The sequence below is a fragment of the Streptomyces pyxinae genome (genome assembly GCF_024756275.1).
GTDB classification, from domain to species: Bacteria; Actinomycetota; Actinomycetes; order Streptomycetales; family Streptomycetaceae; genus Streptomyces; species Streptomyces pyxinae.
The window spans coordinates 1-25,045 of sequence record NZ_JANUGQ010000007.1 but is presented as its reverse complement, the minus strand read 5'-3'; the positions used below and the strand labels follow the sequence as shown (position 1 = coordinate 25,045).

The window sequence follows — 25,045 nt, the reverse complement described above, 5'->3', positions numbered from 1 at the left end:
GGGGACTCGTCCCGGGGAGGCACACCATACCCCGAGGGTGAGCAAGCGCTTAGGGTGTCCGCGCGGACGGCGGTACGGACCGGGCCGGCCGGGACCGGAGGGGGCGGGTGGCCGGGGGCCGGGGCCCCGCCGGGCCCCGGGAAGCGGCCGGGGGCCGGCCGGGGCCGCCGGTCGCGCGGGAGCCGGGGCCGCCGGCGTCCTCAGAAGGCGGAGATCCCGGTGAGGGCCCGGCCGATGATGAGCTTCTGGATCTGGCTGGTGCCCTCGTAGAGGGTCATCACCCGGGCGTCGCGCAGCAGCTTGCCGACCGGGTACTCGTCGATGTAGCCGTAACCGCCGTACACCTGGAGGGCGTTGTTGGCGCAGCGGACGGCGGCCTCGGAGGCGAAGAGCTTGGCCTTGGCGGCGGCGGTGGCGAACTCCTCGCCCCGGTCGATCAGATCGGCCACCCGCCAGGTCAGCAGCCGGGCCGCGTCCACGTCCACCGCGATGTCGGTGATCAGCTCCTGGACGAGCTGGTACGAGGCGATCGGCTTTCCGAACTGCTCGCGCTCCCCGGCGTACTCCACCGCCGCGTCCAGGGCGGCCTGGCCGATGCCGACGCACCCGGCCGCCACCGACATCCGGCCCTTGGCCAGCGCCGACATGGCGATCGAGAACCCCTTGCCCGCCGGTCCCAGCAGCGCGGACGCGGGCACCCGGACGTCCTCCAGGACCAGTTCGGCGGTGGACTGGCCACGCAGCCCGAGCTTGCCGTGCACGGGCCGCCGGGTCAGCCCCGGGGTGTCGGCGGGCACCAGGAACGCGGAGATGCCCCGGTGGCCCGGGGCCTCTCCGGTCCGGGCGAAGAGCAGCACCAGATCGGCCCAGGTGCCATTGGTGATGAACATCTTGGCGCCGTTGAGGACGTAGTCGCCGCCCCGGCGCTCGGCGCGGGTGGTGAGATGGCCGGCGTCGGAGCCGGTGCCGGGCTCGGTGAGGCCGAAGCAGCCGAGCGCCTCGCCGGCGGTGAGCCGGGGCAGCCAGGCACGCTTCTGCTCGTCGGTCCCCCAGGCGGCGATGGTCTTGGCGACCAGGCCGAGCGAGACGGAGACGATCCCGCGCACCGAGGAGTCGCCCCGGCCCAGTTCCTCGGTGACCAGGCAGTAGGTGAGGTGGTCGCCGCCCGAGCCGCCGTACTCCTCGGGGACGGTGAGCCCGAGGAAGCCCAGCTCACCGAGTTTCCACACGAGGCTCGGGTCCACGCTCTCGGCCCGGTCCCACTCCCGTACGTGCGGAGTGACCTCGCGCCGGACGAACTCCGCCGCCAGCCGCCGCGCGGCCGTCTGCTCCTCGTTCGGTTCCAGGTCCACCCGCGGCCCCCGCTTCAACTACCACTGCTAGTTTCTCGCTGCCCGGCCTACTATGTGCCGCATGGCCCGACCGCGCAAGCCCCTGCTCAGCAGAGACCGGATCGTCGCCGTGGCGGGCGCGCTGGTGGACGCGGAGGGGCTGGCCGCCGTCTCGACCCGCCGGCTCGCCGCCGAGCTGGGCGTCAGCGGGCCCTCGCTCTACAACCACTTCCGCACCAAGGACGAGATCCTGGAGGCGGTCGCGGACGCGGTGAGCGCCCGGGTCGATCTGTCGATGTTCGACCCGGACGCCGGGCGCGACTGGCGCGCGGCGCTGCACGACTGGGCCGTCTCCTACCGTGCCGCCCTGGCAGACCATCCGAACATCGTCCCGGTACTGGTCCGGGGCCCCGGCCGCCGCCCGGCCGGACTGCGGGTCGCGGACGCGGTCTTCGGCGCCATGGTGCGGGCCGGCTGGCCGCCCGCCCAGGCCACCCGGATCGGCGCGCTGCTGCGGTTCTTCGTCACCGGCTCGGCGCTCGGCTCCTTCGCCGCCGGGTTCGTGGACGACGCCTCGGCGTACGACCCGGCCGACTATCCGCACCTCGGCCAGGCCCATCTGCTGGCCGAACGGCAGGAGCGGATCGACCGGGACGCCTTCGAGACCGGGCTGCGGGCCCTGCTCGACGGCCTCGCCCTCCAGCACGCCGCGCTGCCGGACCCCGCCGGGGGCGGTCCGGGTCCCCGGGACAACCGGGGCGACCGGGGCGGCCGGGACGACGACGGTTCGGTCGCCACCGAAAGGTGACGGGAGGATCCTGAGGCGATGGCATCCAGGGGCCTCGCCGCGCCGGCGTTCACCACCTGGGCGTACGCGCCGGCCCGCACGGCGGCCGGGCGGATGGGCGCCACGACCTGCGCCGTGCCGGCCGTGGTGCTGCTGTCCTGGCTGGTCCTGGGTGAGCTGCCCCGGCCGCTCGCCCTGGCCGGGGTGGCGCTCTCCCGCTCCCGGCCGCGCGTGGAGCGAGGGGGCGAGACCCGGTCTCGTTCTTCCGGCCGCTCCCGGAAGTGACCGTCCGCCGGGGTGCCGCCGCCGTACGGCCTTCCGCCGATGGCGGCGCTCCCGGCCGGCCCGCCTCCCCGGGCGCCCGGTCCCCCCGGGGGGCGGCCCGGCGGAAGGGTGACGGCCACGCCCGGACGTGAGCCTCTCCCGACGGCCGGAGGCCGCGCGCGGGGGCCGCCGGTCAGAAGACGACCAGGGCGCGGCCACCCCGGCCGGTCAGCATGGCGTCGAAGGCGGCCGGGATGTCCGCGAGGCCGATCCGTTCGGTGACCAGGGCGCCCGGGTCCAGCCGGCCGGCCCGGATGTGCCCGGCGAGCACCGGCAGGTCCGCCGCCGGGTCGGAGTTGCCGTACACGCAACCGGAGAGGGTGCGGCCCCAGTGGAAGAGCTCCAGGGCGTTGAAGGTCACCTGCTGGTCCGTACCGCCGATGCCGACGACGGTGGTGCGGCCGCCGCGCCGGGTGGAGTCCCAGGCGGTACGGATGGCGGCGGCCCGGCCGGCGCACTCCACCGCCACGTCGGCGCCCCGGCCCCCGGTGAGCGCCCTGACCTCCTTGGCGGTGGTCGGGGAGGCGAGCAGGAAGTCGGTGGCGCCGGCCCGGCGGGCCAGTTCCTCCTTGGCCGGGGAGACGTCCACCGCGACGATCGGTCCCGCGCCGGCCACCCGGGCGGCCTGAAGGGTGGCCAGACCGACGCCGCCGGCCCCGAACACCACCACGGACTCGCCGGCCCGTACCCGGGCCGAGTGGTGGACGGCGCCCCAGCCGGTGAGCATCGCGCAGCCGAGCAGGGCGGCGTCGGTGAGCGGCACCCCGGCCGGGGCGGGCAGGACGCAGTCGGCCGCGACCACCGTCTCCTCGGCGAAGGCGGCGACATTGAGCCCCGGGTGCAGTTCGGTGCCGTCCTCGGTGACGGCGTACACCTCCCCCACCCCGGCCAGCGCGCCCGCGCACAGCCAGACCTCGCCCAGCGCGCAGTGATGACAGGTGCCGCAGGACGGCGCCCAGTTGAGCACCACCGGATCGCCGGGCGCTACATGGCTCACCCCCTCGCCCACGGCCAGCACCGTGCCGGAGCCCTCGTGGCCCAGTACGGCGGGGACCGGCACCCGCATGGTGCCGTTCGAGAGCGAGAGGTCGGAGTGGCAGACGCCCGCGGCGGCCAGTCGCACCCGGACGCGGCCTGGCCCGGGGTCGGGCAGCTCGATACGGGTGATCTCCAGCGGTGCGCCCACGGCGGGCAGGACGGCGGCACGGACCACGATCGGTTCTCTCCCGGTTGTACGCGAAACAGGATGGCCAGGGTGGACGGGACGGGCGAGGTGGACGGGGCAGAGGGGGGGGTGGACGGGGCGAGCGGGACGGGGCGGGCCGGTGCGGGCGCACCGGGCCGGTCCCCGCAAACTATCGGTGGTAATTTTCCGGCGCCAGGGGGCCCGGCCGGTTTTCGGCGCCGTTCGTCCGGCCGGGCGGCGGCTCCGAACCGGGTTCGGGCTCCCGGTCACCGCCGGGCCCGCCCGGCCGGGCGCCCAGCCAGGCCGCCGCCACCAGCAGGGCGCCGAGCAGGACGAAGGGGGCGGCAGGACCGGTGGCCCCGGCGACCAGTCCGGCGGCGGCGGGCGCGGCCACCTGGCCCAGCCGGTTGCCGGTCAGCCGCAGGGCGAGCGCGGTGGAGCGGGCCTCGTCGGGGGCGGCCCGGACCACGGTGGTCATCGACAGCGGCTGGCCGGCGCCCAGACAGAACCCGAGCAGGGCGAGCATCGGCGCCAGCCCCCAGACGGGCACCGGCAGGGCGAGGCCCGCGCAGAGCAGCCCGCCGAACAGACAGCTCCCGGCGAGCAGCACGGTCCGGCCCAGCAGCCGGAGCAGGGGCGTCAGCACCAGCCGGAAGCCGATCGTGGCGGCGGCCCGCAGGCTCAGCAGCAGCCCGACGGTGGCGGGCGGGATGGCGCGGGCGTCCCCGACCACCGGCAGATAGGCGGTCAGCACATCGATGGCGGAGAGCACCGCCAGGCTGGTCAGGATGCCCGCCGGGACGCCCCGGGTGCGCAGGATCCCCCGGACCGGCACCCGGCCGGCCCCGGCGGACGCCTCGCCGGGACGGCCCGGTCCATCGGCGCTCCGGTGCTCGATCCGCCGGAGCGAGGTGAGCCCGGCGGCGGCCACCCCGGCCGCCACCAGCAGGGCGAGGGCGCTGCTCGGGCCCATGGCGCCGTCCCGCTCGGAGACCAGCAGCCCGGCGGCGACCGGGCCGATCAGCTGGCCGACCGAGGCGCCGATGGTGAAGTGGCCGAAGTTCCGGTCCTGTTCGGCCGGCGCCGACTGGCGGGCCACCAGTGACTGGGCGCCGATCACGAAGCAGAGGTGGCCGAGCCCCATCACTCCGCTCCAGGCCGCCATCGCGGGCAGCGAGCCCGCCGTACCGCTGAAGCCGCAGCCCACCGCGATCAGCACCACCCCGGCCGGCAGCAGCGGGGCGCACCGGCCCCGGTCGGTCCAGCGCCCGAGCGGGACGGCGGCGAAGAGCGGCAGCAGGGCGTAGACACCCGCGATGACCCCGACCGCCCGCTCGTCGGCGCCCAGCGCCAGGGCCCGGTACGAGACGGCGGGCCGCGCCATCGACACGGCGCCCTGGGTGAAGCAGAAGGCGATGACGAGGCGCAGCAGCCACCGGCGCCGGCCGGCCGGGGCGGCCCGGCCGGTGCGGCCGGCGGGGTCGGTGGAGTTGGCGGGTCCGGTGGGGTCGGCGGGGTCGGCGGTCGGCACGCTCAGAGGATCCCGAAGAGCAGCCCGGCGCCCAGCACCACCAGACAGGTGAGGGCGGCCCATTTGACGGTGAACCGGGTGTGGTCGCCGAACTCGACCCCGGCCATGCCGACCAGGACGTAGACGGCCGGGACCAGCGGGCTGGACATGTGCAGCGGCTGGCCGACGAGCGAGGCGCGGGCGATCTCCAGCGGCGTGACCCCGTGGGCGGCGCCGGCCTCCGCGAGGACCGGGAGGACGCCGAAGTAGAAGCCGTCATTGGACATGAAGTAGGTGAGCGGCAGGCTCAGCACGCCGGTGACCAGGGCCATGTGCGGGCCCATGCTCTCCGGGATGGCGCCGACCAGCCAGTCCGCCATGTGCTTGACCATCCCGGTGCCGGTGAGCACCCCGGTGAAGACGGCGGCGGCGAAGACCATCCCGGAGACGTTCAGCACATTGTCGGCGTGGGCGGCGAGCCGGGCCTTCTGATCGGTCATCCGGGGGAAGTTGACGGTGAGGGCGAGGGCGGCGCCGAGCAGGAACAGGACCGGGATGGGCAGCAGCTCCATGATCATGGCGGTCAGCAGGGCCACGGTGAGGGCCGCGTTGAACCAGTAGAGCCGGGGCCGCAGCGTCGGCCGGTCCGGGTCGAGCCCCTGGAGCCTGCCGTCGGCCGGGTCCGGAGACGCGGCGGAGGCGCCCGTACCGGAGCCCGTGCCGGGGACGGCCGTACCGGAACCCGGGTCCGCGCCCGTGCCGGCCAAGCCGCCACCGCCGGGGGCCGGCGCCGTACCCGTGATCGCGCCCGCACCGGGGGCCGGGGCCGTACCGGAGGCCGTACCGGGGGCGGGTGTACCGGGCCCCGGGGCCGCGCCCGTACCGGCGGTTCCCGTGGCGGGGACGGCCGTACCGGCGGCGCCCGCCGTCACCAGTACCGGTTCGTCCGCCGGGGCCGGGACCTCGGCCGCGGCCCCGGGCGGGGTCAGCGGGCCGAGGCGTTTGCGCTCGCGGCGCCCGAGGACGTACGCCAGGACCAGGACGAAGACCAGGCCGGCCGCGAGTGCCGGGATCATCGGTACGAAGACATCGCCCGCGTCCAGCTTGAGCGCGGTGGCGGCGCGGGCGGTGGGGCCGCCCCAGGGCAGGGTGTTCATCACGCCGTTGGCGGTGGCGGCGACGCCGGTCAGCACGACCAGGCTCATGCCGAGCCGCTTGTAGAGCGGGTACATCGCGGAGACGGTGATCATGAAGGTGGTGGAGCCGTCGCCGTCCAGCGAGACGATCGCCGCGAGCACCGCCGTACCGACCACGATCCGCATCGGGTCGGCCTTGCAGAAGCGCAGGATGCCCCGGACCACCGGATCGAAGAGCCCGACGTCGATCATCACACCGAAGTAAACGATCGCGAACATCAGCATCGCGGCGGTGGGCGCCAGATTGCCGACCCCCTCGATCACATAGTCCCCGAGCTTCGCGCCCTGTCCGACGAGGACGCAGAAGAGCGCGGGGACGAGGACGAGCGCCGCGATGGGCGACATCTTCTTCATCATGATCAGGACCAGAAAGGTCGCGATCATGAGGAATCCGAGCACGGTCAGCATGGAGGACACCTCACGTTCACCTTTGAACTCCGCCGGAGACTCCACCGGGGCCCGGACCCGAGCCTGAACAGGGGGGCCTGGACGGGCGCCCGGACCCGGGCCTCGACCGGGGGCCCCGGGGGTGGTGGTCCGGATGACGTTAAGTGCGGCCATCGGCGCTCGACAAGGCCCAACGAGGCTCCGACAGGTGAGCAATACGAGCAAAACCCGAGCTCATGGCGGTGGCGCCGGTTCCGCCCGCCGGGGGCGCCCGATCCGGGGCGGCGCTCCCGTTGACGCGGGCCCGGCACATTCCTATGGTCGTACAGAGGAATGGTCGTGAGGACGGCCGCTTCGGACGGCCGCCGGGCGGCCCCGCAGGAGCAGGAGCAGGCGATGACCAACGGTGACAACGGCGGCAGCGGCGGCCGGGGCGGCACGGGTGGCGGGGGCCGCGGGGAGGACGCCGTGAAGACGGCCGAGGCGCTGGAGTACCTCTCCGGCTTCGGCAACGAGCACACCACGGAGGCCGTGCCGGGCGCCCTGCCGCTCGGCCGCAACTCTCCCCAGCGCGCGCCCCTCGGGCTGTACGCGGAGCAGCTCAGCGGCTCCGCCTTCACCGAGCCGCGCGCCCACAACCGCCGGTCCTGGCTCTACCGGATCCGTCCCTCGGCGGCACATCCGGCGTTCACCCGGATCCGCAACGGGGCCGTGCGCACCGCGCCGTTCACCGACACCGTGCCGGATCCGAACCGGCTCCGCTGGAACCCGCTGCCGGAGCCGCCGTCCGGGACCGACTGGCTGGCCGGGCTCTGGACACTCGGCGGCAACGGGGACGCGACGCAGCGCACCGGCATGGCGGTCCACCTCTACCACGCCAACGCCCCGATGGAGCGGGTGTTCAGCGACGCGGACGGCGAACTGCTGATCGTCCCGGAGCGCGGCGGACTGCTGCTCCGCACCGAGCTGGGGCTGCTCGCCGCCCGGCCGGGCGAGGTGGCGCTGATCCCGCGCGGGGTGCGGTTCCGGGTGGAGCTGCTGGACGACACCGCGCGCGGTTACGTCTGCGAGAACTACGGCGCCCCGTTCCAGCTGCCCGACCTGGGGCCGATCGGCGCCAACGGGCTGGCCAATCCACGGGACTTCCGGGCGCCGGTGGCGGCGTACGAGGATGTGGAGGGGCCGGTGGAGGTGGTCAACAAGTTCTGCGGCAACCTCTGGTCGGCCACCTATGACCACTCGCCGCTCGATGTGGTCGCCTGGCACGGCAACCACGCTCCGTACGTCTACGACCTGCGGGCGTTCAATGTGATCGGGACCATCAGCTACGACCACCCGGACCCGTCGATCTTCACCGTGCTCACCTCGCCCACCGACACCCCGGGGCTCGCGGGTGTGGACTTCGTGGTCTTCGCACCGCGCTGGCTGGTCGGCGAGGACACCTTCCGCCCGCCGTACTTCCACCGCAATGTGATGAGCGAGTACATGGGGCTGATCGAGGGCGCGTACGACGCCAAGGCGGAGGGTTTCGTGCCGGGCGGCGGCTCGCTGCACAACATGATGTCGGCGCACGGCCCGGACCGGGAGACCTTCGACCGGGCGAGCGCGGCCGAGCTGAAGCCGCAGCGGATCGACGACGGTCTGGCGTTCATGTTCGAGACCCGCTGGCCGCTGACGGCGACCGCCTACGCGGCGGAGGCCCACCACCTGCAGCGGGGGTACGACGACGTGTGGCAGGGTCTTGAGCGCCACTTCCGGCCCTGAGTCCCGGCCGTCGCCCGAGCCCCCCGCGGGCCCGGGCGCCCCGCCGGACCGGGGGCCGGGCCCCGGCGCGGCGGCCGGCCCCGGTCGGGGAGCGGCCGCCGGGCCATCGTCGTACGGAGATGTCGTGACCGCCTTCGCCCCCGACTCGCTGGTCCTGAACCGCAAGCTGCCGCTGTGGTATCAGGTCTCGCAGTCCCTGCGCGCCTCGATACTGGGCCGGAACCCGGACGCCTCGCTGCGGCTGCCCACCGAGGAGCAACTGGCCGCGCACTACGGGGTGAGCGTGCTGACCATGCGGCAGGCGCTCAAGGAACTGGAGGCCGAGGGGCTGATCACCCGGCACCGGCGGCGCGGCACCTTCATCGAGCCGGGCGCCCGGCGGAGCACCCCGCGCCGGCTGCTCGGTTCGGTCGACGCGGTGGTGGCCCAGCAGTCCGGTGAGCCGGCCACCCTGCTGGGCCACGGGCCGGTGCCGGTGCCGGGTGAACTGGCCGAGTACTTCCCGGACGTGGCGGAAGTGGTCGGCTACCGGCGGCTGCGCCGGGACGGCGAGAGCGGTGAGCCCACCAACTGGGCGGAGAACGCGGTCCGTCCGGAGGTGGCGGCGCGGATCGACCCGGCCGATCTGGAGCGCTGGCCGATGACCAAGGTGCTGCGGGACGCGGTGGGCGTGCGGATCAGCCGGATCACCGACACCGTGGAGGCCCGGCTCGCGGACCCGGAGACCGCCGGGCTGCTCCAGGTGCCGCTGCTCTCCCCGATCCTGCACTACACGGGTGTCACCTACGCCGAGGACGGCCGGGTGGTGGACGTGGCCCGCATCCGCTACCGGGGCGACCGGTTCTCCTTCACGGTGACGGTGGAGGCGGAGTGAGGCTTCGCTGCGACGGCGGAGGCGCCCCGCCCTCCGGTCCGTACGGCCCCGGGGCGGGCCGGGCGGGTGCCGGACCGGTCCCGGCCCGTACGGCTCCGGTCCGTATGATCCCGGCCCGTACGGCTCCGGGGTGGGCCGAGCGGGTGCCGGACCGGTCCCGGTCCGTACGGCTCCGGTCCGTACGATCCCGGTCCGTACGGCTCCGGCCGGGCGCCGGTCCTGGTTAGCATGCGGGGCGTGACGGAAGACCTGCCCGGGGCGGACGGACCGCCGCTGCTGGACGAGTTGCTGCCGTGGTCCGTGGCGCCGCTGCGGCTGGGCCGGCCCTGGGTGGTGGCCCCGGACGCCCGGACGCTGCGGGACCGCTGGGCGGCGCTGGTCCGGGCCGGTTCGGCCGAGCGGGAGGCGCTGTTCCGGCCCACCAGGGCCCGGGCGCTGACCAGTTCGGTGGCCGCGCTCCCCGGACAGCGCACCGGGACCGGGCGGCTGGCCCGCGAGAACGGCCCCTGCCCGGAGCCGGTGCGGCTGGCGCACGGGCCGTTCGACCTCCAGTGGCTGCTGCCCGACCACCGGTTGCTGGACGTGGCCAGGCCCGAGCTGTGGCGGGTCGCCGACGACCGGCAGCTCTTCGCCGTGGAGCAGGGGTACGCGCCCGGGCAGCCGGGACCCGCGCTGCTGGTGACGGCGGCGCTGCCGGACGGCCACTCCCCCGCCGGGCGCCCGGGCCGCATCCGCCCGCTGTACCGGCGCCCGGGCGGCCGGGAGCCCAATGTGGCGCCCGGCCTGCCGGAGTTGCTCGCCGCGCGGTACGGCTCCGAGGTCACCGCCGGCCGGCTGCTGGCCTGGGCGCTGGCGGCCGGGGTGCCGTCGCCGGCCGGGTGCCGGGTGCCGCTGCCGGCCGACCCGGAGCTCTGGGCCGCCGGGGTGGCGCTGGGGCTGCGGATGACCGGGGTGCAGCTGCGCGGCGCCCGGGGCGGGGAGCGGCCCCGGCTGCCGGGTGGGCGCCGGCCCTATGTGCGCGCCGCGCTCCCGGCCCGCCCGGAGACGCTCTCCTACGATCCGGACGAGGAGACCCTGCACCTGGGCGGCGGCCGGGTGGCGCCGGTGCCGGCCGGGGCGTGGGAGTACCGGGTGGCCGGGGCGCGGGTGCTGGAGCTCTGGTTCGAGCGGCGTACCGCTCCGGCCGGGCCCGGCACTCTGGAGGCGGTCGGCCCGGCCGGCTGGTCGCAGGAGTGGACCTCGGACCTGCTGGAGCTGATCACCGTACTGGCGCTGCTGGCCGGGCTGGAGGCCGAGCGGGCCGCGCTGGGGCTGGGCGGCCCGGACCTCGGCGGGCGCCCGCTGATCGGCCGGGCCGCGCTGGCCGCCGCCGGGGTGCTGCCGGTCCCGCCCCGGGCCCGGCGTCCCGCCTCGGTGCTGGACCACCACGAGGAGGGCCCGGAGGGACAGTTCGCCCTGCTGTAGGGCGGGCCCGGTGACCTCCCCGGCCTTCGAGCCCCTCGCGCCCCGTGCCCCTCCTCCCGTCCCTCGCGCCTCTTCTGCCTCTTGTGGCGGGAGCCCGGCTCGCGATAGGCACGGCTGCCATGGACACTCAGCCGCTGCCCCTGGACGGGATCACCGTCGTCGCCGTCGAGCAGGCCGTCTCCGCGCCGTTCGCCACCCGCCAGCTCGCCGACCTCGGGGCCCGGGTGGTCAAGGTCGAGCGGCCGGACGGCGGGGACTTCGCGCGCGGTTACGACACGGCGGCGGCCGGGCTGGCCTCGCACTTCGTCTGGTGCAACCGCGGCAAGGAGTCGGTCGCCGTGGATCTCAAGGACCCGCGCGGGCTGGCGCTGGTCCGGCGACTGATCGGCGGCGCCGATGTGTTCGTGCAGAATCTGGCGCAGGGCGCGGCGGCCCGGCTGGGCCTGGACGCGGCGACGCTGTGCGCGGCCCACTCCCGGCTGGTCGCGGTGGACATCTCCGGGTACGGGGCCGGCGGCCCGTACGGCCACAAGCGCGCCTACGACATGCTGGTGCAGTGCGAGGCGGGGCTGGTCTCGGTGACCGGGACACCGGAACGGCCGGTCAAGGCGGGGATCCCGGCGGCGGACATCGCGGCCGCCATGTACGCCTACTCCGGGGTGCTGGCCGCGCTGCTGCGCCGGACGGCCACCGGGCGCGGCGGTCCGGTGGAGGTCTCCATGCTGGAGGCGCTGGCGGAGTGGATGGGCCATCCGCTGCACCACGGCATGCACGGGGGCGCCGCGCCGGCGCGTACCGGCCTGGCGCACGCCGTCATCGTCCCGTACGACGCCTATGCCACGGCCGACGGCGGGCAGGTGCTGCTGTCGGTGCAGAACGACCGGGAGTGGCGGCGGCTGGCCGAACAGGTGCTGGACCGCCCCGAGCTGGCCGACGACCCGGCGTACGCGACCAACGCGGCCCGGGTGGCGCGCCGGGCGGCGACGGACGCGCTGGTGGCGGCGGCGCTGGCGAAGCTGGACACGGCCGGGGCGGTGGCCCGGCTGGAGGCGGCGGGTATCGCCTGCGCCCGGCTCAACTCGGTGGCGGAGCTGGCCGCTCATCCGCAGCTGGCGGCGCGGGAGCGCTGGCGGGAGGTGGCCACTCCGGCGGGCCCGCTGCGGGCGCTGCTGCCGTCGGTCACCCTGCCGGACGGCCCGGAGCCCCGGATGGGCGCGGTCCCGGCACTGGGCGAGCACACCGAGGCGGTGCTGCGGGAGCTGGGCGTCGGTCCGGAGGAGGCGACCGGGCTGCGGGCGGCGGGGGTGGTGGCCTGAGCGGGCCGCTCCCGGGTGCCGGGCGGCCGGGGTGGGGACGGGTGAGCCGCCCGGACGCGGCTCACCGGCCCGCGCGGACCGGAGCGGTGGCGCGTACGACGGCGCCGGGCGCCGCCCGGCCAGGGGCGGGGCGGCTCGGGGCGCCGGTTCGGCCGGGGTCGCCGGGGCTCAGCCGTGGTTGCCGAAGAGCGACCGGCGCAGCCGGCGCAGCGGCGCGAAGAGGCGGACGCGCGCGCTCTTGCTGGTACGGCGGTGCGCGTGGTCACGCGCCGTCAGCTCACGCATCAGCAGGGTCGCCTCGGCCGTCTCCCGCGAGGGCAGGGCAGGACCGCCCAGCACCGCGAGATGGCGGTCGAGGCGCGAACTGGTCGCGCTGCTGCCGCAGGTGATCGCAGGCACCCGTGGCCTGCTCCGGACTGTTATCTGTTCCATGTCACTCCCCACCCGTACGAGGGCACCCGGCCCGGGCAGGTTAACCCTATCCTCCCGCTGTCGTCCTCGTGCATCCGGTGGCCCATCTCCACACGTACGGGCGGACTTGACTACCCTGCGAATCCACCTGATTCCAGACCGACTTGCACCTGCCCCGCCCCCCGACCGCCAAACCCCACCCCCGACCGCCCCGGGCCGTCCGGCGGTCCGGTCCGGGGCGGTCGGGTGGTTCAGGCGGTACGGGCGGTTCAGGCGGCCGAGCGGAAGGCGGGGAGGTAGCCGCCGGACTGGCCGGCGGCGGTGGGGTGGTACGACGCCCCGAGGTTGAGCAGGTTGAGGCTCTGCAGCCAGGAGGAGCCGGAGCAGATCTCGTGGCCGGTGAAGGCGGGGGCGACGTCGACGAAGGTGAAGCCGTGGGCGGCGGCGCGGCGGGCGACGGCGGCGTTCAGATAGTCGCTGCCGTCGTTGATGGCGCGGCGCTCGTTCTCGGTGAGCCCGGCGACACAGCTGCCGCCCAGCTTGTAGAAGCGGGGATAGCCGAGGACGACGACCCGGGCGGACGGGGCCTTGGACCTGATGGCCGAGTAGAGGGAGTCGAGACGGCCGGGGAGCGTGGTGTCGTCGAAGTCCCTGGACTGGGCGACCCGGCTGAGGCAGTTGGCCTCCGACTGGAGGACGCAGGTGGTCATCACGTCCGAGAAGCCGGCGTCATTCCCGCCGACGGTGATCGAGATCAGATCGGTGGCGGCGTTCAGCGGGCCGAGCTGATTGGCCGTCACCTCGTTGATCCTGGCCCCCGCGCACGCCGCGAAGGTGAAGGACGCCGGGGTGTTGGCCGCCGCCCAGAGCGCCGGGTAGGCACGGGACGTGCGCTTGCAGTTGCCGCTGGAGCCGTCGTATTCGCCGGCGCCGACGCCGGAGGAGTACGAGTCGCCGAGCGCCACATAGTCGACGGCGGCGGCCCGGGCGGCCCGCGCCGGACCCGCCCCGGTGAGGGAGAGCACGGCGCCGAGGAGGAGGGCGGAGGAGAAGGCCGCGGAACGGGACAGTTTCATGGAACCTCCCATAACAGGTTCTCTGCCCGGACTTGGTAGCAGTCTGGACGTGCCCATGCCAATAGCGCTGCACGGGGCGCGTGACGCACGGCAGGCCGGGCGGCGCCCCCCGCGCGCCGCCTCCGGCCAACTCCTCCTGGAGCGGCACGGGTTTACCGGGAGGTGGAGCCGGGCGACGGAGGGCGGAATGCCGCCCGGGCGCCCGGCCGCGCGTTCCGCCCGGGGCGGCGCGGACCGGAGGGACACGCCGAGAGGCCGCCCGTCCGGCCCCTTTGTCATACGGGCGCCGGATGGGTCACCTACGGGTGCCCATACGGGTGTCCATGGGTGCCATAGGGGTGTCGTGCGGGCGCCCCGTGTTTCGTGGGCACCCCCGCCGGCGCGCTCCCCGTTCGGCCGGCCCCGCCACCGGTGCGCCCCGCCGGTGCGTCCCGTCGGGGTGCGCGGCGGCGGGGCGGTGCGGCGGGGCGGTGCGGGGGCCTCAGCGCGCGCGGCCGCTCAACTGGCCAGCGGACGGGTGTGGAGCAGCGCCGCCGGACGGCCTTCCCGGCGATGGCGCAACAGGGACACGTCGCCGCCGTTCGCGCCGAGGATCTCGGCCTGGAGCCGCTGGATGGCCGGAGCGGGCTCCACACCCAACTCCCGGCCCAGCACCCGGTAGAGGTGCTGGTAGGCGGCGAGCGCCTCCCCCCGGCGGCCGGACCGGTGCAGCACGGTGATCAGTTGTTCGTGGAACCACTCGTGCAGCGGGAAGCAGGCCACCAGGTCGCGGAGTTCGGGCAGCAGCTCCCGGTGCCGGCCCATGGTGATGCCGGTCTCCACGCGTAGCTCCAGGGCGCGGATGCGCAGTTCCTCCACATAGGCGATCCGCCCGGTGAGGACGTCCCCGACCGGGGCGTTGCCGAGCAGCGGCCCCCGCCAGACGGCCAGCGCCTCCGCCGCGAGACCGGACGCTCGTTCGGTTCTTCCGGCGTCGGCCTCCTGCTGGGCGCGGCGCACCAACCGCTCGAAGGCCCGGACGTCCACCTCCTCGTCCGTCACGTCCAGGACGTACCCGGGCGCCTGGGTGACGAGCAACTGCCGTTCACGGGCGTTGCTCTGGGCGTCGCCGAGCAACCGGCGCGCATGATAGACGTGCGTCTGCAGGGTCTTGGGGGCGCCCGCCGGGGGCTCCTCGCCCCACATCTCGCGAATGAGCGTGTCCGCGCCCACCGACTCGCCCCGGGCGAGCGCCAGCACCGCCAGCATCTGGGAGAGCTTCGGAGCCTTGGGGGCGAACCGCCGGCCGTCGTCACTGATGATCTCGAATGAGCCCATGAGGTTGAACCGCACTGCGCACTCAGTCCATTCCGGCGCGCTCGGCGCCCAGGTCGTTGGCTGGCCTGATGAGCGAAACAATAGGTATGGACCGGCCGGAGGACGCATGGGCCGGGGGCGAGAGTGTCACTTAACCGGACGGCAATCCGGTTTTCGTGCGCTAGCTCACGCGCAGGCGGGGCCGCGGTTCATCTCCGCTTCACGCAAGCCCGCCCGAACGGCCATGAGGTGCGCGACACATGCCAGGGTCATGTGATGGTGCCAGCCAGGGAAGGAGCGCCCGGTGAAGTCGCACATGCCCACGTCCCGGGAGACGGCCGTGCCGTCGCGGGCCACCGCGGCGGAGAGCCGGGAGAGCCCCAGCACCGCGCCGGGCGAGGAGACGCCGTTGCCGGAGAGCCAGAGTGTGCGCTCTCCCGCTCCGTCGCGCGGCCAGGCGCCGGTCAGCAGCATGCCGGCGCTCCGGGCCACCCCGGGGCCCGTCACGGGGACCGACACCGCCGTGGTGAGGCCGCTCGCCGACTCGAACCGGCGCCTCAACTGCGGCATGGCGTTCACCAGGTCCCCGGCCGGGCGCTCCCCGGCACCGAACTTGGGGAGGGCCGACCGGTCCAGGCGCAGTGGTGTGGTGGGGTCGATCCGGGTGAGGAACGGCAGGCCCAGCGCCAGGAGCTCGCGCACCAGGTCCACCGTGTGCGCCTCCGGGCAGTCCACCACCACCGGTTCACCGCCGGCCCGGCCGAACGCCACCACCTGGTGGAGCGCCTCGCGCAGGCAGTGGTCGACGGTGCCGGCCACCACCTCCGGGGGAATACCCGCGCGTCTTCGCAGCGGGGCGACGAGCCAGCGCTCCGGCAGGCACAGCTGCCAGTCCACCGGGACGACGCCCCGCTCGGACCCCAGCCAGGTGCCCACCGCCTGCTGTCCGCTCGGGGACTTGGCCCGGGCGGCTCCGACCCTGGAGTCGACCCCGATCATGTGGGGGCCGGACTTGGGTATCACCGTCGACCTGATCACCCAGGCGGCGGGAGCCAGTTCGCGGCGCACATACCGCGCCAGAGCCTCCCGGACCGGCATCCAGTCCCAGGGCGAGGTGCTGATGAAATGGTGCACCCGCTGGAGTGCCGCCTGGTCCTCCGGCCCGCCCGCGATGTTGCGGAGCGTCTTCCGCCCCGAGGAGGCCAGCAGGCCCCTGACGTACTCCTCGGCCTTGCGCCGCTGCCCTTTGCGCCGCAGCGAGCCGAAGAGCTCCTCGCTCAACTCGGCACAGTGGTCCCGTCTGCCGTCCGAAGGCGCCGATGACATTCGCTCGTGTCGCACCCGTTCCCCTCACACCCCACCTGGAACGCCCGCGCCCTCTCCCCCGAAACGGGACGTCCGTTCGGTTAGTTATACCCCGCCGGTGCGTCACATTGGGAGCGCTCTCAGCAACGAGTCGGAGGAGGTCTCCGCTTGGCGTGACGATGCGTCAGCACGCGTCGTCGGCCGCGCCGTCCCCGTCCCCCCGGGCCCCGGGCGCCCCGGTGTCACCGGCCGGTACGGGTCCGGACGCCCCGGTCCCGGCGGCCTCCCGGGCCTCCGCCAGCAGGCGCGGCGCGCGGTGCACGGTGAGGTCCAGCTTGGCGAGCACCCCGGGCGACACGACGGCCGGCAACAGCATGGCGTACAGGTCCGACACCTCCTGCGGCAGCCGGGCCGGCCGCAGCACATCGGTGACGATCTGCACCCCCGTCCACGCCCCCACACAGAGCCGGGCCACCTCCTCGGGATCGACGTGCGGCAGCAGCTCACCCCGCTCCTTGGCCTCGGCGAGCAACCCGCTGCCCACCTCCACCCAGTCGGGCCAGCGGGTACCGAACAGGCGGCGCGCCCGGGGGTCCACGGAGAGCCGGACGGCGGCGCTCAGGATGGGCTCCATGGGCATCCGGTGGGCCAGCAGCAGCCCGAGGTCCACCCACTCCTGCACCTTGAACGGGTGGGGCACCAGCCCGGTGCTGGTGACGGCCTCGTCCAGCACCGCGCGGGCCAGCTCCTCCTTGGAGGTGAAGTGGAAGTACAGCCCGCCCCGGGTGATCTCGGTCCGCTCGATCACCATGCCGATGGTGGTGGCCTCGTACCCCAGCTCGTCGAAGAGGCGCGCCGCTGCCTCCAGGATGGCCCACCGCGTGCGGTGCGCCCGCTCCTGCCGCGCCATTCGGTTCTCCTCAACCTCGTGTTCCGTCCGTGTGTTTGATCACACAAGCCGCCCCCGAAAAGCGAACAGCGGTCCGGTAATTTATGCCTTTCCACAGCGCCCGCGTCCACCGCGGGAGGACAAGGGGGGAACCATGTCCGAAGCGACCACTCCGACGTGCCCGCCGACCGCCGCACGTCCGTCCGTACGAATCCGGCACTCGACCTCGCTGGGTCCGTACAGCCACCTCAGGATCGAGCGGAACCTGCTCGTCACCGACTGGAGCGCCCTGGGGGAGGGCGAGTTCGCACTCCGGGCCCGGTGGCCGGAGGCCGGCTCCGACCCGCTCCGCGATCCGCGGCTGCTGCTGCGCACGGTCCGGCAGAGCGGACTGATCGTCGCGCACGCCGCGTACGGCGTCCCGCTCTCGCACCAGACACTGCTGCGGGCGCTGGAGTACGAGATTCCGACGCCCGTCCCCGACCCGGGCGCGCCGCCGGGCGCAGCCGGCGGGACCGGGCGGACCCATGCCGTCACGGTGGACCTCTCCGTCGCTCCGACCAGCCGGCACGGCCGGGTCGGCTCGCTGAGCATGCGCTTCCGCATCCGGCGCCCCGGGGCGCCGACGGCCCGGGCCCGGGCGACCTTCGACTATGTCTCGCCGACGGCCTACCGCCGGCTGCGGGGCGAGCGGGCGGAGGTGGCGTGGGCCGACTGGCCGGTGCCGCCCGGGATCGAACCGGAGCGGGCGGGCCGGTACGACCCCCGGAACGTGGTCCTGGCGGCCGACGGGCGGCCGCACGGCTGGCTGCTGCGCAACGACACCGCCGACGATGTGCTCTTCGACCACCCGGTGGACCATGTGCCGGGCCTGGTCCTGATGGAGGCGGCCGACCAGGCGGCCCGCGCCCGCCTCTTCCCGGTGCTGTACGCGCCCACCCGGGTGCGGATGGAGTTCAGCCGGTACGTCGAGTTCGACCGCCCCTGTGTGATCGAGGCCGAGCCGTTCCGCGAGCCGGACGCGCCCGGACTGAGCGTCCGGGTCACCGGCAGCCAGGACGGGGAGCAGGCCGTCCGCGCCGAGCTGTACGGCACCGTGGAGTGAGACCGGCCGGCCCGGCCGCGCGTGGCACCGCCCCCGCCGGGGCGTGCCGCGCGCGGCCGGGCCACGAACCCCCGGCGCCGGGTCACTGGTTGACGAATCCGCCGTCCACCGGCAGCACCGCCCCGGTCAGGAAGGGGCTGCGGTCGCTGAGCAGCCAGGCCGCCGCCTCCGCGATCTCCTCGGGCTCCGCCGTGCGCCGCATGGGCGTCACCGAGTGGACGTACTCCTCAAGGCCGGGGTTGCGGCCGAACCAGTCGGCGGTGATCTCGCTGCGGGTGGTGCCGGGCGCGATGGCGTTGACCCGGATGCCCTGGGTGGCGTACTCGTCGGCCGCCGCCCTGGTCAGGCCGATCACCGCGTGCTTGGAGGCGACATAGGGGGCCGCCGCCGGGATGGCGACCAGTCCGCCGACGCTGCTGTTGTTGACGATCGTCCCGCCGCCGTGCCGGAGCATGGCGGCTATCTCGGCGCGCAGGCAGTGGAAGAGACCCCGGACGTTGGTGTCCATGACGGAGTCGTACACCTCGTCCGCCATCAGATGGAGGGGCGTGCGGTCGCCGCCGATGCCGGCGTTGTTGAAGGCGGCGTCCAGCCGTCCGTACCGGGAGACCGCGACCTCCACCGCCCGGATCGCGTCGGCGTCCACGGTGACGTCCCCCACCGCGTACGCCGCCTCGGCGCCCTCCTCCCGCAGCGCGGCGGCGAGTTCCGCCAGCCGCTCCTCCCGGCGTGCGGTGAGCACCACCGTCGCGCCCTCGCGGGCGAAGACCTTCGCCGCCGCCGCTCCGATGCCGCTGCTGGCACCGGTGACGAGGACGACCTTGTTCGCGAGCAGACCCGTATTCATGGGCGGCAGTCTCGCAGAGCCGTTCGACGCGGCCGACGGCGCCCATCCGTATGAACCACCGGTTCTCTATGCCCTGGTGAGGGGGCGTCGGGCGGGCCGAAGCGCGGCTTGACCGAGCTTTCACCGGCGCCCTGTTGGGTGGGGTGCGGCGAACGGCGCGACGGCCCGGGCGACTTGCTGCCCCGGAGCCGTACGGACGTGCCGGCCCGGTGCTCGACTCCCCCGATCGTGGCGCGGATTGAGCACTAGTTAGAACGTTCGTCCTAGAGCTGTGTTACGTTTCCTTCATGCGGCGGGTGGAGTGATCGTTCCACCCCGCGTCGTCACCTATCCGGAGGTCCCCCGATCATGAGCAACAGCCAGTCCGTCACCCTCATCGGACTCGGCCCGATGGGACAGGCGATGGTCACCGCCTTCCTCGACAAGGGCTACCAGGTCACGGTCTGGAACCGCACCGCCTCCCGCGCCGACGAGCTCGTCGCCAAGGGCGCGGTCCTCGCGGGGAGCGTGGAGGAGGCGGTCCGGGCGAACGACCTGGTCATCCTCAGCCTGACCGACTACGACGTCATGTACTCGGTGCTGGAGCCGGCCCGTGAGGCGCTCTCCGGCCGGGTCGTCGTCAACCTCAGCTCCGACACCCCGGAGAAGACCCGCGCGGGCTCGCGCTGGATCACCGAGCAGGGCGGCACCCACCTCACCGGTGGTGTGACCGTTCCGCCGTCGGGCATCGGCAAGTCCGAGTCGAAGACCTTCTACAGCGGCCCGAAGGACGCCTTCGAGGCCCACCAGGCCACCCTGGAGGTGCTGACCAGCACCGACTACCGGGGCGAGGAGGCCGGCCTCGCCGCGCTGATGTACCAGATTGGCATGGCGATGTTCTGGCCGTCGATGGTCAGCTACTGGCAGGCCGTCGCCCTCGCCGAGGCCAACGGCCTCAAGGCGGCCGACATCCTGTCGCACGCCAACGAGACCATGACCAACATGCCGGGCTTCCTCGGTTTCTACGCCGAGCGCATCGACAACGGCAACCACGCGGGTGACGTCGACCGCCTCGCCATGGGTCTGGCCAGCGTCGAGCACGTCAAGCACACCATCGGTGACGCCGGGGTGGACACCTCCTTCCAGGACGCCGTGGTGGAGCTCTTCCGCCGCGGTGTGGAGGCCGGCCACGAGGCCGACAGCTTCTCCAGCCTGCTGGAGCTCATGCGCAAGCCCTCGGCCTGATCCGCGCGCGGCCCGGGCCGGGGTGTCCCGGGCCGCGTACCGGTCGACCGGGCGGTGCGGTGAAGGGGTGCGGACCGGGTGCCGACGGCACCCAGGACTCCGTGCCCCTTCTCCGTGCCCGTGGTCCCGCGCCGCCGTCCGCACCGGCGCGCCGGGGCCACGGGCACGGCTGTGCGGCCGGTCGCTGCCCGACCGGCCGCACCTCGCGCGCCGCCGCCCCCGCCCACTCCCCCGATCGGGACACCCCGGAGCACCCGCACCACCCGGAGCCGCCGTGGCCTCCGGGCCTTCGGCGTGTCCGGGTGCCGCCGGTCCGGACCGGTCCGGGGACGTCCGCCCGGTCCGGCACGCCCGGGCGGGCACGGGACCCGAGTGTGAACTCCGCACGCGGAAGACCTCACGCGGAAGGCCTCATGCGGAGGAGGGGAGCCCGGGCGCGCGGACTCCCCTCCTCCGGCCCTCCGGCCGGCCTGACTCAGATGTAGTCGGTGCCGGGCTCCAGGCCGAGCAGGACCCGGCCGTGCGCCTCCAGGGAGCTGACCGGCGTCAGCAGACCGTGCAGGGAGAGCGCGGCGACGTCGCGGTAGGCCCGCTGGAAGTGGTTGGTCCGCAGGATCGTGGAGGCGGAGCTGATGTTGTACAGCGTCTCCACCGCCTCCTTGGTGGCCTGGACGACATAGCCCACCTGGCCGCGGATGGCGGCCTTCTCCTCGACCGTGAGCTTCTCGCCCTGGTCGGTGCGGTCCTGAAGGACCCGCAGCCACTCGCGGGAGAGGGCGTCGCAGGCGGCGATCTTGTTGGCCGCGCGCGCCACCTCCACCTGGGTGTGCGGGTGCTGGCTCTGGTCGGTCCAGTTGGTGTACGTGATGGGCTTGCCCGGCACCCGCTCCAGGAACAGCTCCAGGGCCGCGTGGGCGATGCCCTGGTAGACCGGGGCGCAGGTGGCCAGGATGTAACTGGTGAGGTTGTAGTTGCGGCCCTTCAGCTCGGCGTTCCAGCGGTTGCCCGTGGAGGCGTCGTACACGTCCACGCCGACCACGCGGTGGGACGGGACGAAGACGTCCTTCACCGTCGAGGTGGCGCTGCCGGTGCCCGAGGCGCCGAAGACGTCCCAGTCGTCGGCCACGGTGATCTCGTCGGTCGGCACCAGGGCGAACAGCTCCTCGTGGCTGCCGTCCGGAAGCTCGGCGATCGCCGCGTGGACGTTCCACTGGGCGCCCGGCACACCGGTGTTGAAGCGCCAGGTGCCGTTGAGGATGTAGCCGCCCTCCACCGGCTTCATGGTGCCGGAGGGGGTGAAGCCGCCGGAGATCCGGACCGAGCCGTTGGCGAAGACCTCCTCCTGCGCCTTGTCCGGGTAGAGGGAGGCGATCCAGGCGGTGGACACCCACACCATCGAGACCCAGCCCGTGGAGCCGCAGCCGCGCGAGATCTCCGCCAGGATCTCCGCCTGCTGGTCGACGGGGAGGTCGAGACCGCCGAAGCGCTCGGGCGTCGCGATGCGGAAGACGCCCGCCTTCTCCAGCAGTTCGATGTTCTCGTCGAGAAGCCAGCGCCGCCGCTCCGTCTCCGCGCCGTTCTGGCGGAGGGTGGGGACGAGCTCGCGGACCGCTTCGAGCACCTTCTGGGCGTCGGCGTCACTCTGGGACATTCTTCTCACTCCGGGGTGGTGTCTGGTGGTACGGGGGTGGGTGCGGGGCGCGGCCCCGGGCGCACCGGCCGGGGCCGCGGGCCGTTCGGGAGGCGGCGGTTACTCGGGGAGCAGGCTGCCGGCGACCGGCCGGTCGACGGCCATGAGCCAGCGCCCGTCCGTGCCGCGCCGCAGCACGTCGGTGCAGTTGCCCTCCAGGTGCATGGGCTTGCCCTCGGAGTCGGTGCCGTCGATGACGAAGTGCACCCCGATGAGGGCGACGTCACCGGCGACGTACGAGTGGGTGACCTCGGCCTGGAGCTGCGGCTTGGTGGCGAGGAACTCCTTGAAGAAGGCCAGCCGGGCCTCGCCGGTGAGCGGCTCACCGGAGAAGTTCGAGATGGCGTCGTCCCGGTAGAGCTTGTCGAACAGCTCGCCGTCGCCCGAGTTGAAGACCTGGAGGAAGATCTCGTTCTGCAGGTCGGTGTCGGCGGTCAGATCCGGATTGTCGAAGTCGATGTCGACGGTGAAGGCCATGGCTTGGGAACCCCGGTTGTCTGGTGGGTGGATGGGAGGACGGCGGATCAGGGAGCGGCGAAACGGGGAGACGCGCCGGACGGGGATCCACCCGGCGCTCCCGTCACTTCTCGCCGAACGGGTCGTCGATCGCGTAACGCCAGTTGCCGTCCTCGCCGAGGCGCAGCACGTCGACACCGACGCCGGTGAGCTGCTCCGGCTCGCCGTTGGCGTCGGTGGTGTCGATCTTCCAGTCCACGATGAGCAGCGCGGTGTCGCCCGTGACGAACGAGTGGCGGGGCGTGGCGGTCATCTTCGGCTTGGCGGCGAGCCACTGCTCGACGGACTCGATCCGCGCGCGGCCGGTGAGCGGAACGCCCGGCTCCCACACGGCGACGGCGTCCTCCGTGTACATGGCGTTGACCGCGTCCGCGTCGCCCGAGTTGAACGCCTCGACATAGAGCGCGGTGTGCTTTTCGACGTCACCGGTGAGTTGCGCCATGATGGGCCTCTTCCTTTCCTGGACAGATGAGGCTGTGAGTCAGCTGTCGGCTGGTCAGCGAGCCTGTGAGTCGGCTGATCGGTGAATCGGTGAATCCGCGGAACCGGGTGACCGGGATGCGCGGAGACGGGGATTCGGGATGCTGAGGATGTCGCCAGGACGCTAACGAGCGGCCAACAACCGGGCACCCACCGGGAAGTAACACGGGACCGAGGAGCCTGCACTAACCACGCAGTTACCGCTCCATGGCCGGTCGGCCGATACGGTCGTGACTCATTTTGGCATTCCGGTACGAGGCCGCTCGGGCATCCCGGAAATGCCCGGGCCGGGTGGCCGGCGCCCCGCGGTGCCGAGCACTCGTCACCGCTCCGCATTCACTTCACTCAGGGAGCTGAGCATCCATGGCCGGCGAGGAGCGACTCCGGGACTACCTCAAGCGAGCCATCGCTGACGCGCGGGACGCGCGCGGCAGGTTGCGGGAGGTGGAGGAGCGGCAGCGCGAACCCATCGCGATCGTGGCGATGGCGTGCCGCTACCCCGGGGGTGTCTCCTCCCCGGAGGACCTGTGGCGGCTGGTCACCGAGGGCGTGGACGCCTGCACCCCCTTCCCCGCCAACCGGGGCTGGGACCTGGACGGGCTGTACGACCCGGATCCGGCCAAGCCCGGTACCTCGTACGCCCGGGAGGGCGGCTTCCTGCACGACGCCGACCTGTTCGACGCCGACTTCTTCGAGATGTCCCCGCGGGAGGCGCTGACCACCGACCCGCAGCAGCGGCTGCTGCTCCAGACGGCGTGGGAGGCGTTCGAGCGGGCGGGCATCGACCCGCGCGCGCTGCGGGGCAGCCGTACCGGTGTCTTCACCGGGGTGATGTACAACGACTACGGCTCCCGGCCCGGCCTGCCCGCCGAGAACGCCGAGGGATATCTGTTCAGCGGGAGCGCCGGCAGCATCGCCTCCGGCCGGCTGGCCTACACCTACGGCCTGGAGGGCCCGGCGGTCACGGTGGACACGGCCTGCTCCTCCTCGCTGGTCGCCCTGCACCTGGCGGCGAACGCGCTGCGGCGCGGGGAGTGCGACCTCGCGCTGGCGGGCGGCGCCACGGTGATGTCCACGCCGGTCGCCTTCGTGGAGTTCTCCCGGCTGCGGGGGCTGGCCGAGGACGGGCGGATCAAGTCGTTCGCGGCGGCGGCCGACGGCACCGCCTGGTCCGAGGGCGTGGGCCTGCTCCTGGTCGAGCGGCTCTCCGACGCCCGCAAGAACGGTCACCAGGTCCTCGCCGTGGTACGCGGCTCCGCCGTCAACCAGGACGGCGCCTCCAACGGCCTCACCGCCCCCAACGGCCCGGCCCAGGAACGCGTCATCCGCCAGGCGCTCACCGACGCGGGCCTCACCGAGACCGACGTGGACGCCGTGGAGGCCCATGGCACCGGCACCCGCCTCGGTGACCCCATCGAGGCCCAGGCGCTGCTGGCAACCTACGGCAGGAACCGCGCCGGCGCACCGCTCTACCTCGGCTCCCTGAAGTCCAACATCGGCCACTCGCAGGCGGCTTCGGGTGTCGGCGGGGTGATCAAGATGGTGGAGGCGATGCGCCACGGGACCCTCCCCCGCACCCTCCATGTGGACGAGCCCACCCCGATGGTCGACTGGACCGCCGGCGCGGTGGAGCTGCTCACCGAGCCCCGTGACTGGCCGGACACCGAGGAGCGGGCCCGGCGGGCCGGTGTCTCCTCCTTCGGCTTCGGTGGCACCAACGCCCATGTGATCCTGGAGCAGGCCCCGGCGGAGCCGGTGGCGGAAGCGGACGGGGACACCGGTCCGGCGGCGGACGCGGAGCCGGGGACGGGGGCGGGTGCCGGGGCGGAGCCGGCCGTCACCGCCTCGCTGTCGGTGCGGGAACTCCCCGTACTCCCCTGGACCCTCTCAGGCAAGACCGAACAAGCCCTGCGCGACCAGGCACAACGCCTCCTCCACCACCTCGACACTCACCCCCACCACACCCCACTCGACCTCACCCACTCCCTCACCACCACCCGCACCCACCACCACCACCGCGCCACCCACCCCACCCCCCCCACCCCCCCCCCCCCCCCCCCCCCCCCC

General features: G+C 74.0%; 21 protein-coding genes and 1 pseudogene. 9 read left to right on the top strand and 13 right to left on the bottom strand.

What is annotated here, in order from left to right:
- Window positions 1-200: 200 nt before the first annotated feature.
- Window positions 201-1,352: an acyl-CoA dehydrogenase family protein gene (locus tag NX801_RS10380; protein ID WP_258787043.1), complete on the bottom strand. Its 1,152-nt coding sequence runs from the start codon at window positions 1,350-1,352 to the stop codon at window positions 201-203.
- 52 nt (window positions 1,353-1,404) lie between these two features.
- On the opposite strand from NX801_RS10380, the gene NX801_RS10375 reads away from it, so the two are divergent.
- Entirely contained in the window at window positions 1,405-2,139 is a 735-nt protein-coding gene (locus tag NX801_RS10375; RefSeq protein WP_258787042.1) for a TetR/AcrR family transcriptional regulator, read from the top strand.
- A 39-nt stretch (window positions 2,140-2,178) separates the two neighbouring features.
- Window positions 2,179-2,403: pseudogene (locus NX801_RS10370) on the top strand (EamA family transporter); the annotation flags it as partial.
- Between the two features lie 172 nt (window positions 2,404-2,575).
- Here NX801_RS10370 and NX801_RS10365 read toward each other — a convergent pair.
- The 3 genes from NX801_RS10365 to NX801_RS10355 form a co-directional block, all read right to left on the bottom strand.
- Window positions 2,576-3,655, bottom strand: a complete 1,080-nt coding sequence (locus tag NX801_RS10365) for a zinc-binding dehydrogenase (protein ID WP_258787041.1) — start codon at window positions 3,653-3,655, stop codon at window positions 2,576-2,578.
- Between the two features lie 142 nt (window positions 3,656-3,797).
- The gene (locus NX801_RS10360) at window positions 3,798-5,060 is read right to left on the bottom strand and encodes an MFS transporter (protein ID WP_258787284.1); all 1,263 of its coding nucleotides are present in this window, start codon (window positions 5,058-5,060) and stop codon (window positions 3,798-3,800) included.
- A 101-nt stretch (window positions 5,061-5,161) separates the two neighbouring features.
- On the bottom strand, window positions 5,162-6,742 hold the full coding sequence (locus tag NX801_RS10355; RefSeq protein WP_258787283.1) for a CitMHS family transporter: 1,581 nt from the start codon (window positions 6,740-6,742) through the stop codon (window positions 5,162-5,164).
- Window positions 6,743-7,117: 375 nt separating this feature from the next.
- On the opposite strand from NX801_RS10355, the gene hmgA reads away from it, so the two are divergent.
- The 4 genes from hmgA (at window position 7,118) to NX801_RS10335 (ending at window position 12,139) form a co-directional block, all read left to right on the top strand.
- The gene (hmgA, locus tag NX801_RS10350) at window positions 7,118-8,485 is read left to right on the top strand and encodes a homogentisate 1,2-dioxygenase (protein ID WP_428986119.1); all 1,368 of its coding nucleotides are present in this window, start codon (window positions 7,118-7,120) and stop codon (window positions 8,483-8,485) included.
- 124 nt (window positions 8,486-8,609) lie between these two features.
- A complete protein-coding gene (locus NX801_RS10345; RefSeq protein WP_258787039.1) occupies window positions 8,610-9,359 on the top strand; it encodes a GntR family transcriptional regulator in 750 nt (249 codons plus the stop codon).
- Window positions 9,360-9,587: 228 nt separating this feature from the next.
- A complete protein-coding gene (locus NX801_RS10340) occupies window positions 9,588-10,823 on the top strand; it encodes a type ISP restriction/modification enzyme (protein ID WP_258787038.1) in 1,236 nt (411 codons plus the stop codon).
- A 119-nt stretch (window positions 10,824-10,942) separates the two neighbouring features.
- Window positions 10,943-12,139, top strand: coding sequence for a CaiB/BaiF CoA transferase family protein (locus NX801_RS10335; protein WP_258787037.1), 1,197 nt, complete (start codon window positions 10,943-10,945; stop codon window positions 12,137-12,139).
- 168 nt (window positions 12,140-12,307) lie between these two features.
- On the opposite strand, the gene NX801_RS10330 is transcribed toward NX801_RS10335, so the two are convergent.
- From NX801_RS10330 to NX801_RS10310, 5 genes are all read right to left on the bottom strand, one after another.
- Window positions 12,308-12,571, bottom strand: a complete 264-nt coding sequence (locus NX801_RS10330) for a hypothetical protein (protein WP_258787031.1) — start codon at window positions 12,569-12,571, stop codon at window positions 12,308-12,310.
- Between the two features lie 248 nt (window positions 12,572-12,819).
- The gene (locus NX801_RS10325; RefSeq protein ID WP_258787030.1) at window positions 12,820-13,626 is read right to left on the bottom strand and encodes an SGNH/GDSL hydrolase family protein; all 807 of its coding nucleotides are present in this window, start codon (window positions 13,624-13,626) and stop codon (window positions 12,820-12,822) included.
- 498 nt (window positions 13,627-14,124) lie between these two features.
- Window positions 14,125-14,943: an AfsR/SARP family transcriptional regulator gene (locus NX801_RS10320; RefSeq protein ID WP_258787029.1), complete on the bottom strand. Its 819-nt coding sequence runs from the start codon at window positions 14,941-14,943 to the stop codon at window positions 14,125-14,127.
- Window positions 14,944-15,108: 165 nt separating this feature from the next.
- Window positions 15,109-16,248 (bottom strand): IS701 family transposase, encoded by a 1,140-nt coding sequence (locus NX801_RS10315; RefSeq protein ID WP_428986117.1) that lies wholly within the window; start codon window positions 16,246-16,248, stop codon window positions 15,109-15,111.
- A 163-nt stretch (window positions 16,249-16,411) separates the two neighbouring features.
- Window positions 16,412-17,137: a ScbR family autoregulator-binding transcription factor gene (locus tag NX801_RS10310; RefSeq protein ID WP_258787023.1), complete on the bottom strand. Its 726-nt coding sequence runs from the start codon at window positions 17,135-17,137 to the stop codon at window positions 16,412-16,414.
- 133 nt (window positions 17,138-17,270) lie between these two features.
- Here NX801_RS10310 and NX801_RS10305 point away from each other — a divergent pair, with 133 nt between their 5' ends.
- On the top strand, window positions 17,271-18,221 hold the full coding sequence (locus tag NX801_RS10305; protein WP_258787022.1) for a ScbA/BarX family gamma-butyrolactone biosynthesis protein: 951 nt from the start codon (window positions 17,271-17,273) through the stop codon (window positions 18,219-18,221).
- An 82-nt stretch (window positions 18,222-18,303) separates the two neighbouring features.
- Here NX801_RS10305 and NX801_RS10300 read toward each other — a convergent pair whose 3' ends face one another.
- The gene (locus tag NX801_RS10300) at window positions 18,304-19,068 is read right to left on the bottom strand and encodes an SDR family NAD(P)-dependent oxidoreductase (protein ID WP_258787021.1); all 765 of its coding nucleotides are present in this window, start codon (window positions 19,066-19,068) and stop codon (window positions 18,304-18,306) included.
- Between the two features lie 348 nt (window positions 19,069-19,416).
- On the opposite strand from NX801_RS10300, the gene NX801_RS10295 reads away from it, so the two are divergent.
- Window positions 19,417-20,292 carry an NAD(P)-dependent oxidoreductase gene (locus tag NX801_RS10295; protein WP_258787019.1) on the top strand — a complete coding sequence of 292 codons (876 nt, stop codon included), beginning with the start codon at window positions 19,417-19,419 and terminating at the stop codon, window positions 20,290-20,292.
- Between the two features lie 475 nt (window positions 20,293-20,767).
- Here NX801_RS10295 and NX801_RS10290 read toward each other — a convergent pair whose 3' ends face one another.
- The 3 genes from NX801_RS10290 to NX801_RS10280 form a co-directional block, all read right to left on the bottom strand.
- Window positions 20,768-21,943, bottom strand: coding sequence for an acyl-CoA dehydrogenase family protein (locus NX801_RS10290; RefSeq protein WP_258787017.1), 1,176 nt, complete (start codon window positions 21,941-21,943; stop codon window positions 20,768-20,770).
- A 99-nt stretch (window positions 21,944-22,042) separates the two neighbouring features.
- Entirely contained in the window at window positions 22,043-22,459 is a 417-nt protein-coding gene (locus NX801_RS10285) for a YybH family protein (RefSeq protein ID WP_258787015.1), read from the bottom strand.
- A 103-nt stretch (window positions 22,460-22,562) separates the two neighbouring features.
- A complete protein-coding gene (locus NX801_RS10280; protein ID WP_258787014.1) occupies window positions 22,563-22,940 on the bottom strand; it encodes a YybH family protein in 378 nt (125 codons plus the stop codon).
- A 401-nt stretch (window positions 22,941-23,341) separates the two neighbouring features.
- On the opposite strand from NX801_RS10280, the gene NX801_RS10275 reads away from it, so the two are divergent.
- A partial coding sequence (locus NX801_RS10275; RefSeq protein ID WP_258787013.1) for a type I polyketide synthase occupies window positions 23,342-25,045 on the top strand: 1,704 nt, incomplete at its 3' end.